The sequence below is a fragment of the Dinghuibacter sp. genome (assembly GCF_035492835.1).
Taxonomy (GTDB): Bacteria; Bacteroidota; Bacteroidia; order Chitinophagales; family Chitinophagaceae; genus Dinghuibacter.
The window spans coordinates 1-9888 of the sequence record NZ_DATJIY010000055.1; the positions used below are offsets into that span (position 1 = coordinate 1).

The following is a 9888-nucleotide window of genomic DNA, read 5'->3' on the forward strand; positions in this document are numbered from 1 at the left end:
ACTTTTAAAACCAAAATTTATGCCCACCAGCACCGAATGGATCGCCCACTACCGCGAAAACGCCAGGTTCCAGCGCGTAGACTGGGGCCTTACCCCCGACATCACCCCGGACAAGCTCCGGATCATCCAGCGCTCGCTGCAGGCCTGGCAGCTCGGCGAGACCTCCGACGGCAAAAACCTGATCCGCGCCGCCGGCAAGTATGCCGCGAAAACCGACGACCCCGCCTACGTGCGGGCGATCGAGCTCTTCATCAAGGAAGAGCAAAAACACGGTGGTAACCTCGGCCGTTACCTGGACAAGATCGGCGTACCCCGCGTCCAAAAGGACTGGGGCGACACCCTTTTCCGCAAGGTGCGGTACTTCAACACCAACATGGAAATGTGGACGCTGCCCGTCATCGTCGTCGAAAGCACCGCCCAGGTCTTTTATCAGGCCCTCAAGGACGCCACCGGCTGCCCGTTGCTGCGCCAGATCTGCACCGATATCCTCATCGACGAGGCCTACCACATCACCTTCCAGGTCGAGCGGATGTCGACGATCTACCAGACAAAGTCCCCCACCGGCAGGGCCCTGCGACGCCCGCTGTACAGGTACTTTTTCTGGGCGGTAGCCACGCTCGTCTGGGTGGCGCACCGGCGTCTCTTCAAAGCAGGGGGCAACACCTTTGAGGGCTATTGCCGGAAGATGCACTACAAGTACCACAAAACCCTGGGCCGGGTCACCAAACAAACGACGGGTTCCCTAAATTCGCATAAACCTGACGTATGCGTTCCTATCTATGCCTCGCCATTTTGTGCGCCGCCCTTTCCGCCCGGGCCCAGCGCGATATCCGCTGGATCGACACGCACAACGACGTCCTGAGCAAACAGGTGCGGACCGGCGAGGACTTAACGCGTAAGCAGCCCGATGTCCAGCTGGACCTCGTAAAGGCCGCGGAAGGACACATGGCCGCCCAGGTCTTTTCCATCTGGTGCGGGGAAGAATACGGCGCCGGCCGCGCCTTCAAACGGGCCAACCAGGAGATCGACTCCCTGGAGAGCCTTATACAAAGAAACCCCGGCAAGATGGTACTGGTGCGCAACGCGCACGAGCTGGAACAAGCGATAAAGGACAAAAAGTTCGCCGCCCTGATCGGGGTGGAAGGCGGCCATATGATCGAAAACAGGATGGACTACCTGGACAGCCTCGCCCAAAGGGGCATGGTCTATATGACCCTTACCTGGAACAACAGCACCCCCTGGGCGACCTCCGCCCGGGATGAGGTGCTAAAGGGCGACTCGGTGGGGCACAAGGGCCTCACCGAAAAGGGCCGCCAGATCGTGGCCCGGATGAACGAGCTGGGCATCATGGTGGACGTCTCGCACACGGGCGACCAAACCTTTTACGACGTCCTGAAGGTCTCCACCAAACCCGTCATCGCTTCCCACAGCTCGGCCTACGCCCTCGACCCGTTCCGCCGGAACCTCAAGGACGCGCAGCTCAAGGCGCTGGCCGCGCAGGGTGGGGTGGTCTTTGTAAACTTTTACAGCGGCTTCCTGGACAGCGCCTACAACGGTCACCAGGCCGACTTCCTGGCCGCCCACAAAAACGAGCTCGACTCGCTGACCCGGCTCATGGGCGGTGACGTCGACGAGGCCACCGAGCGTCTGTACGCCGCGCACCCAAAGGAAGTCGAGGCCCTGCGCCCCCCGCTGGACCTGCTGATCCGCCACATCGACTACATCGTGAAGCTGATCGGCGTCGACCACGTCGGTATCGGGGCCGACTTCGATGGGGCGGAGTCCTATCCAAAGGGGATGGACGATGTTCGCGATTACAAGAAGATCGCAAAGGCTCTTAAAAAACTCGGCTACAGCAAAACGGACATCGCGAAGATCGCCAACGGCAACTTCCGCCGCGTCTTCGCCGCGAACCGTCCATAAGCACCTACCTCGCCTTCAGCGCGTCCTCCAAACTAAAGTACAGCCCCAGCGTATACATAAACGCGTTGTAGTGCCAGTGCACGTCGTTATTGAGGTCCTGCGCCAGCACCGCCTGCATCTGTATCTTCAGGAACTTGTATCCCCCGCGCACCGTAAAGCTCGGCTCCGCGAAGGTATAGGTCCGCCCGTCGATCCGCGTGCCGTTGTTATCGATCAGATCGTGGTCCTGCAGGTAACTGACGGAACGGCCGGAGGAAAAGTGGGAATAGTTCACCGTCGAAATCCGAAGGTTGAAGGCCGCGTCGAATGCGGGCGACCGGACCCCGATCCCCGGCTGGACAAAGAACCGGTCGACGTTCATATTCACGTCGCTCCAGATCGGCCCCGCCCCATACCCCACGAAGCAATCGGCGACAAGCTTGAACTTCCGCCCCTTGGCATAATACCCCCCTATGGCCCCCTCCAGGAGGTGCGCGCTGGCATTGACGTTCCCCGAAGCCGTGTCCGGCCGGTCCGTGGTATACCGGTAGCTGCTGTAGTTGAGCATGAAAGCCAGGTGGTTAACCGGCGAGACCGCGCCCTGAACGTTCGCAAAGGTCGAGTTCCAGTGCTCCGAATTGTTGTCGCTCTGGCCGGAAAAGCCAATGGACCCCGCCACGTGCACCTGTCCGCCCCCGGTAAAGAGGGGCGTATTGACGGCATTGGGGCGATAATAGTAGCGGCTACAGCCGGAGAGGACGATCAAGGAGAAAAGCAAGCGTTTCATAATGCAACGAGTTGGTTCACCATACATACGAAATTCCCGCCCGGCTGGCCTTATCTTTGCCCCCATGGAGGAAAAATACAAACAGCTGATCCGCGTGGGCGCCGTAACGATCCTGATCGCCCTCCTCCTGCTGACCGTCAACATCTACCTGGGCGGCCCCGCCGACGGCCCCGACCCACGCAGACCGGGCGTCCGCATGGCGACCCAGCCGCTGTTGCTGGCGATTTGCTGGGGCGCCAACCTTGCCGTATTAAAATGGATACAACCCGGGCTGTCCCGGCGTTTCCCCAGCCGCTGGCTGAACTTCTACCTCCCGGGTTACCTGGTATTGTACGCCCTGACGACGGCGGGGTATATCGGGTGGGTGCACTATGACCACCCCGGTAGCTTCTTCCGGATGACGACCCTGGTGATCGTCGTGGAGACCCTGGTCCTGATCCTCATCGAGTTCGTACTCTCCCGGCTGGAATCCGCCCGCGTCCGCCTGGAAAACGCGGAGCTCCGCGCCGCCAACGTCGAGGCCCAGCACGAAAAGCTGGTCCGCCAGCTCGAGCCGCACTTCCTGTTCAATTCCCTGAACGCCCTGAAATCGCTGATCCGGCGCTCCCCGCCGGAAGCGGAAGGATACCTGATAAAACTCAGCGAGTTCCTCCGGTTCTCGCTGACCCACACCCAGCAAAGCCTGGTGACCCTGGAGGAGGAGCTCCGCTTCAGCCTCTACTACCTCGACATGCAGCAAACCCGCTTCCAGGACGCCCTCCACTACGTCGTCGACATCCCCGCGACCGAAAAGGGCCGGAAGCTCCCCGCGTTTTCCCTGCAGCTGCTGCTCGAAAATGCCGTCAAGCACAACATCCTGACACAGCGATCGCCCCTCACCATCCGTATCCATATGGACCCGAACGGCCGCCTGCTCGTGGAGAACAACCGGCAGCCCAAACCGCAAAAGGAACAGGGCACGGGTCTGGGGTTGACCAACCTCTCCGAGCGCTACCGCCTGCTCCTGAAGGAGGACATACAGATTACGACGAACGAGACGTTTTTCCAGGTGAGCCTGGGTTTGATACATACGTAATGAAGATCATCATCATTGAAGACGAGCCGCTGAGCGCGGAGGACCTGGCCGAGACGCTCGTCGAAGCCGACAAAACCGTCGTGGTCACAAAAATCCTGCATTCCGTGGAGGAAGCAGTGAACTGGTGGCGTACCGATGTAGACGCCGACCTGATCTTTTCCGACATCCAGCTGGGCGATGGTTTGAGCTTTGACATATTTAAGCGAATACGCCAAAACCAACCCGTGGTCTTCTGTACGGCCTTCGACGCCTACGCGATCGACGCCTTCAAGCATAACGGTATCGACTACATCCTCAAACCCTTTGACACGGAGTCCGTCCGGGGCGCCCTCGACCGGTACCGGCAGTGGGACAAGCACTTCTCAAAAGCAGTGAACTACGCCCGTCTGACGGAGCTCCTCGAACAACGCCCCCGCTCCGTCCTCGTATATTACCGGGACAAGGTCAAACCGGTCCGGCTCGAGGACGTGGCCCTTTTTTATATAGACCGGGACACGGTAAAGCTCGTGGATCACCAGGGCGAAAAACACGCCGTCGACCATACGCTCGACGAACTTGAAAAGTTGGGAGGCCGGATGTTTTTCCGCGCCAACCGCCAGCACCTCGTGAACCGGTCGGCTGTAAAGGAAGCCGCCCAATCGTTCCCCAGGAAATACGTGCTCGGGCTGTCCATCAAATTCGACGACCCCATCGTGGTCAGCAAAACCCGGGGAACCGCCCTACTGGATTGGTTAACGCTGTAGTTGTCCGATTCAATGTGAAATTTGTGCGGTTCGCAGCAATACCACAAATCGTTAACATTTCACAAAGCATCTTTGCACCATGCAAAACGCCATGATCAAACTGCTATTCCTGCCCTTGCTGGCGCCCCTGGCGCTGGTCGCCCAAAACAAAGACCGGCATACCCTGGCCGGCACCGTTAAGGACCGGTCCTCCGGTGAGACCATGATCGGCGCGACCGTCGTCCTGATGGAACGCCCGGTGACCGGTACGGTCACCAACTCCTACGGATTTTATTCGATCACCGCCCCATCCGGGACCTACCACGTCCTGATTAGTTTTTCGGGGTACGCCACAGACACCGTCGAGGTCGACCTCCATAAGGACACGACCTTGTCCGTTTCCCTGGCCGTCGGCCAGGAGCTCAAGGAGGTCGTCGTCCGCGGCGGCCGCTCCAACACCAACATCACCCAGTCGCTGATGGGGGTACAGAAATTGTCCACGGCCGATATAAAGAATATCCCCGTTTTGTTCGGAGAAAAAGACATCCTGAAAACCATCCAGCTCCTCCCGGGTATCGAATCGGCGGGGGACGGTAACAGCGGGTTCTTCGTCCGCGGCGGCGCGGCCGACCAGAACCTCATCCTGCTCGACGAGGCGACGGTATACAACCCCAGCCACCTGCTGGGTTTTTTCTCGACCTTCAACTCGGACGCGATCAAGGACGTCACCGTGTATAAAGGCGAAATGCCCGCCCAGTACGGCGGCCGCCTGAGCTCCGTCCTGGACGTGAAGATGAACGACGGCAACGACCAGCGCTATGGCGTGAGCGGCGGGATCGGCCTGATCGCCAGCCACCTCAACTTCGAGGGCCCGATCAAAAAACATAAGGGATCCTTCCTGGTAACCGCCCGGAGGACCTACGCCGACCTTTTCCTGAAGCTGTCGACCGACACCACGCTCAAGAAAAGCACGCTCTATTTCTACGACCTGAACCTGAAGGCCGACTACTCGTTCAGCGACCGGGACAAGATATACCTCAGCGGCTACCTCGGCCAGGACAAGCTCGGCGTGTCGGGCCAGTTCGGGATCGACTGGGGGAACAGCACCGCGACGTTCCGGTGGAACCACATCTTCTCCAACCGGCTTTTTTCCAACACGTCGCTCATCTACAGCAACTACAAGTATAACATTGCGATCAACTCCAACGACGACAACATCACCATCGCCTCGCGGATCGTCGACCTCCACCTCAAGGAGGACCTGCAGTACTCGCTGGGCACCGACAGCAAGCTCAACTTCGGGATCGACGTGATCCACCACGAGCCGTCCCCGGGCATCATCAACACCAACGCGGCTTCGAGCTACAACCCGGTGTCGCTCCAGAAGAAATATTCCCTCGAAAGCGCCGCCTACATATCCCACGACTGGACCCCGCTGCCGGGCTGGAAGCTGACCTACGGTCTCCGCGGGAGCCTCTTCCAGGTCTTTGGCCCCGGGAAGTTCTACACCTACGACTCCGCCGGCGACGTCATCCATACCGACAGCGCCTCCTCCGGTCAGATCGTCAAAAGCTATTTCAACCTGGAGCCCCGTTTCTCGACCAGCTTCCAGATCGGCGACAACAGCTCGATCAAGGCCGCCTACGCCCGCAACGTCCAGTACCTGCACCTGTTGTCCAACGCCACGTCCAGCACGCCCACCGACCTCTGGATCCCCAGCAGCCCCAACGTAAAACCCGAGATCAGCGACCAGGTCTCGCTGGGCTACTACCACAACCTCCTGGACAACCGGTACGAGTTTTCCGCCGAGGTGTATTATAAAGCGTTGCAAAACCAGATCGACTATAAGAATGGCGCCCAGCTCCAGGCCAACGAGAACGTCGAAGCCGACCTCTTGTACGGCCCCGGACGGGCGTATGGCTTGGAATTATATGCAAAGAAAAAGGAAGGCAAGCTCACCGGCTGGGTCTCGGCGACCTTCTCCAAGAGCCAGGTAAAGATACCCGGCGTCAACAACGACACCTGGTTCAACTCCCGCGAGGACGAACCCGTCAACCTATCGGTGGTGGGTACCTACAAAGCCTCCCGGAAGTGGTCTTTCTCCGCCAACTGGGTCTACAACACCGGCTACCCCGTCACCTGGCCGTCGGGCAAGTACGAGGTCAACGGCCAACCCGTCTACCTCTACACCACGCGTAACGGGAACCGTATGCCGGCCTACCACCGCCTCGACCTGGGCGCGACCGTGATCACGCACAAGACCCAGCACTCCGAAAGCAGCTGGACCTTCTCGATCTACAACGCCTACGACCGCTGGAACGCGTACATCATCACGTTCAAGCAGGACCCCAACAACGCCAACCAGACCCTCGCGACCCAAACCGCGCTCTTTGGCATCATCCCCTCCATCACCTACAACTTCAAATTCTAATCCGATATGAAGCCCCTTCTCGCTTTTTTTGCCCTCGCCTTCGTCCTCAGCGCCTGTCAGAAGACGGTCCACCTGAACCTCGGCACCACCAGTCCCCAGCTCGTCATCACCGGTGCGGTGACCGACCAGCCGGGTCCCTATACCGTCACCATGAGCACGTCCGAAGACTTTTACTCCAATAACCCGTACCCCAGCGTATCCGGCGCCCAGGTCATCATCGCCGATACCTACCTCCGGCAGGCCGACACACTTACCGAAACCAGCCCCGGCACCTACCAGACCCACACCCTCACCGGCGTCAGCGGTCACAACTACGCCCTGCTGGTGAACTATAACGGTAAGTCCTACACCGCCCAGTCCACCATGCCCGCCCCCGTGGAGCTCCAGGACATCAGCTTTTACAGCCAGTCCTTTGGCAAGAACACGGACATCCAGCCGATCCCCAACTTCCAGGACCCCCCCGGCATCGGCAACGACTACCAGTTCGTCCTCTACGTCAACGGCAAACAGCTCCCCAAGACCTTCGTCTTCAGCGACCGCCTGTCCGACGGCCGTTTCATCCATGAAACGCTCAACACCGACACCTCCGACCTCAAACCCTTCGACCAGCTGCGCATCGACATGTATTGTATCGACCCGAACGTATACAACTACTTCTATGAAGTGACCCAGATCACCGACCCCGGCCAGCAAGCCGGCAACGCCGCCCCCGGTAACCCCACCAGCAATATCTACGGCGGCGCCCTCGGGATCTTCAGCGCACATACCGTGAGCAGCTCGCAGACGGACGTGCCGAAAATGTAGCGTCCCGCGGCCGCCGCTCCCGCGGTCCTGGCATGCCGCCGTTCCCGCGGCTCCCGTTCCTGCGGCTTCCCAAAATGCCGTACCTTCCGGGGGTGTCGTATCCGCGCGTCTATCTCTATAAGCGCCTTGTCCAGGCGAAATTGTTCATCGACGAGCAATACGCCACCCCCATCAACCTCGGGAGCGTGGCGGGTGAAGCCTTCTTCTCGAAGTTCCACTTCATCCGCCTCTTCAAAAAAGCCTACGGCCGCACACCCGGCCAGTACCTGACCGCCGTCCGCGTGGACCGCGCCCGCACGCTCCTCCGCGGGGGCCACAACGTCACCGACGCGTGTTACGCCGTCGGCTTCGACAGCCTCAGCTCCTTCACCGGTCTTTTCAAACGTCTCACCGGCCAAACCCCCTCCGCCTTCAAGCGCGAATGCCAGGCCATGCGCGCCGAGCCCCTCCACTTCGTCCCGCCGTGCTTCGCCGCGCACCACGGCTGGGCATCGTCCCCCGCCGTCGCCGCGGCAAGTGTCGCCGTGCCGCCGGCGGCGGCGCCCGCCGAGGCCCCAAAAGAGCAATTTTAAAGAAGTCCGTTTGTCGCTCGCCCCCGACCTTCGACTCCTCAAACACGCAGTATGATCAAACGCTTATCGCACGTCTGCATCTATGTCCTCGACCAGGACTGCGCCGAAGACTTCTATGTCAACAAACTCGGTCTCGAGGTCCACACCAACGCCCCCCTGGCCCCCGGCATCCGCTGGCTGACCGTGCGCAGCCCCCAACAACCCGACCTCGAGCTGACCCTCCTCCCCGTCGTCGAAGGCATGATGTTCGACAAGGGAGCCGCCGAAAAGATGCGCGACCTGATCAAACGCGGCACCTTTGGCTACGGCGTCTTCGAAACCGAGGACGTCTTCGCCACCTACGAGGAATTGAAAGCCAAGGGCGTCGAATTCAAGAAGGCCCCCAAGGAAGAATTCTACGGCATCGAGTGCATCTTCAAGGACGACTCCGGGAACTGGTATAGCCTTTCGCAGCCGAAGAAAGAGTAAAGCGCACCCCGTCGAACACGAGCGTCTTATATCGCCCGTCAAAACCCGCGCCGTCCGGCGTCGCGGTGATGACCGGGTAAAGAACGGTATCCCCGCTGACCTTGAACTCGGGGTCTTCGCCTTTGGCCGCGCGTGGATCGTATTCAAAAAAGAGATTGGCCTTGTCCCCGGAATCGAGAACCGGAAAGATATCCGCCCGTTCAAGCCGGCCCGCCTCCACCCGGAAAGCGCTGATCACCCTGAGCGGGTAGGGGCCTGGCTCTTTCCCGCTGCCCACGGCCAGGTACAACGCCCCGCCCAGTGGATATATCTCGAAGTAATAGAAGGTGGGACAAATCTCCGCATATGTGGACAGGCAGGGAGGTTCCGGGACCATCGACGTCGTATGCCTCCCCGGCTGACCCATGATCGCCAGGGTCGCTGTTTCCGGAATGGGGTGGTCGCCCGATCCATTGTCCCAGGTTACCAGGGTCAGGGTAGAATCATACGACCGTGCAATAATCAAATCGGCTATCGCTTCCGTATTCATGACGGCCAGTGAATCTTTATAGGAAGCCAGCAGCGCCGGCGTCGCCGCCAGCGGACCCGCAATAGCGGTCTCCGAAGTATCGTTCACCCGCAGGCTGTCGAGCAGCGCAAAATGCTTTTCCAACGTTCGCCACGCAAGGCGGCGGGACCTTCGGCGCACGGCACCCCGCGAGGCCCAGCGCGACGAACATTCCCAACGCGCCCAGCGTCCTGGCGGCTCCGCGCCTCATCCAGGTTGCCCCCCGCCTCATTTGGGCGCAAACTTTGACGCCTGCCGGAAAACAAACCCCGGGAAGAACCGCACCATCCATAATGCGATGCGCTCCATCCCGAACTTGCCGATATAGACCTCGTATTTTCGCGCCGCCACCGCGCGCATGATCTGCCGGGAGGCCGCGGCCGCGTCGAGCCCGTGCGCGATGTTCTCCGACACCGAGCCCAGCGCCGAACCGTCCCCCGTTACGGCATGTACCGAAATCGCCGTGCGTATATACCCTGGCGTTAGCATCGTGACGTAGATTCCGGACGACGCCACCTCCGCGCGGAGACAATCGAAGTATCCGTGGAGCGCGTGCTTGGCCGCCGCGTAGGCCGACCGC

11 protein-coding genes are annotated in these 9888 nt (G+C 60.2%); 8 read left to right on the top strand and 3 right to left on the bottom strand.

Going from position 1 to position 9888, the window contains the following annotated elements:
- The first annotated feature begins 19 nt into the window (after positions 1–19).
- On the top strand, positions 20–862 hold the full coding sequence (locus tag VL547_RS05190; RefSeq protein WP_325575930.1) for a ferritin-like domain-containing protein: 843 nt from the start codon (positions 20–22) through the stop codon (positions 860–862).
- Positions 766–1923, top strand: coding sequence for a dipeptidase (locus VL547_RS05195; protein ID WP_325575932.1), 1158 nt, complete (start codon positions 766–768; stop codon positions 1921–1923). The genes VL547_RS05190 and VL547_RS05195 overlap by 97 nt, the downstream gene beginning before the upstream one ends.
- Before the next feature lie 4 nt (positions 1924–1927).
- Here VL547_RS05195 and VL547_RS05200 read toward each other — a convergent pair whose 3' ends face one another.
- The gene (locus VL547_RS05200; protein WP_325575933.1) at positions 1928–2689 is read right to left on the bottom strand and encodes a hypothetical protein; all 762 of its coding nucleotides are present in this window, start codon (positions 2687–2689) and stop codon (positions 1928–1930) included.
- Between the two features lie 64 nt (positions 2690–2753).
- Between VL547_RS05200 and VL547_RS05205 the strand changes: the two genes are divergently transcribed.
- The 6 genes from VL547_RS05205 (at position 2754) to VL547_RS05230 (ending at position 8761) form a co-directional block, all read left to right on the top strand.
- Positions 2754–3764, top strand: a complete 1011-nt coding sequence (locus VL547_RS05205; protein ID WP_325575935.1) for a sensor histidine kinase — start codon at positions 2754–2756, stop codon at positions 3762–3764.
- Positions 3764–4507: a LytTR family DNA-binding domain-containing protein gene (locus VL547_RS05210; RefSeq protein ID WP_325575937.1), complete on the top strand. Its 744-nt coding sequence runs from the start codon at positions 3764–3766 to the stop codon at positions 4505–4507. Before VL547_RS05205 ends, VL547_RS05210 begins: the two co-directional genes overlap by 1 nt.
- Positions 4508–4598: 91 nt before the next feature.
- A complete protein-coding gene (locus VL547_RS05215) occupies positions 4599–6917 on the top strand; it encodes a TonB-dependent receptor (RefSeq protein ID WP_325575939.1) in 2319 nt (772 codons plus the stop codon).
- A 6-nt stretch (positions 6918–6923) separates the two neighbouring features.
- The gene (locus tag VL547_RS05220; RefSeq protein ID WP_325575941.1) at positions 6924–7721 is read left to right on the top strand and encodes a DUF4249 family protein; all 798 of its coding nucleotides are present in this window, start codon (positions 6924–6926) and stop codon (positions 7719–7721) included.
- A 92-nt stretch (positions 7722–7813) separates the two neighbouring features.
- Complete coding sequence (locus VL547_RS05225; RefSeq protein ID WP_325575943.1) at positions 7814–8293, top strand: AraC family transcriptional regulator; 480 nt, start codon at positions 7814–7816, stop codon at positions 8291–8293.
- 51 nt (positions 8294–8344) lie between these two features.
- Complete coding sequence (locus VL547_RS05230; protein WP_325575945.1) at positions 8345–8761, top strand: VOC family protein; 417 nt, start codon at positions 8345–8347, stop codon at positions 8759–8761.
- Here VL547_RS05230 and VL547_RS05235 read toward each other — a convergent pair.
- Together VL547_RS05235 and VL547_RS05240 are read right to left on the bottom strand one after the other, a co-directional pair.
- A complete protein-coding gene (locus VL547_RS05235) occupies positions 8709–9413 on the bottom strand; it encodes a hypothetical protein (protein ID WP_325575947.1) in 705 nt (234 codons plus the stop codon). The genes VL547_RS05230 and VL547_RS05235 overlap by 53 nt on opposite strands.
- A 123-nt stretch (positions 9414–9536) precedes the next feature.
- A partial coding sequence (locus VL547_RS05240; RefSeq protein ID WP_325575949.1) for an SDR family NAD(P)-dependent oxidoreductase occupies positions 9537–9888 on the bottom strand: 352 nt, incomplete at its 5' end.

Coding starts and splice junctions, on each gene's coding strand:
- VL547_RS05205 (WP_325575935.1), top strand. CDS start 2,754: ATGGAGGAAAAATACAAACAGCTGATCCGCGTGGGCGCCGTAACGATC.
- VL547_RS05210 (WP_325575937.1), top strand. CDS start 3,764: ATGAAGATCATCATCATTGAAGACGAGCCGCTGAGCGCGGAGGACCTG.
- VL547_RS05220 (WP_325575941.1), top strand. CDS start 6,924: ATGAAGCCCCTTCTCGCTTTTTTTGCCCTCGCCTTCGTCCTCAGCGCC.
- VL547_RS05190 (WP_325575930.1), top strand. CDS start 20: ATGCCCACCAGCACCGAATGGATCGCCCACTACCGCGAAAACGCCAGG.
- VL547_RS05230 (WP_325575945.1), top strand. CDS start 8,345: ATGATCAAACGCTTATCGCACGTCTGCATCTATGTCCTCGACCAGGAC.
- VL547_RS05215 (WP_325575939.1), top strand. CDS start 4,599: ATGATCAAACTGCTATTCCTGCCCTTGCTGGCGCCCCTGGCGCTGGTC.
- VL547_RS05200 (WP_325575933.1), bottom strand. CDS start 2,689: ATGAAACGCTTGCTTTTCTCCTTGATCGTCCTCTCCGGCTGTAGCCGC.
- VL547_RS05195 (WP_325575932.1), top strand. CDS start 766: ATGCGTTCCTATCTATGCCTCGCCATTTTGTGCGCCGCCCTTTCCGCC.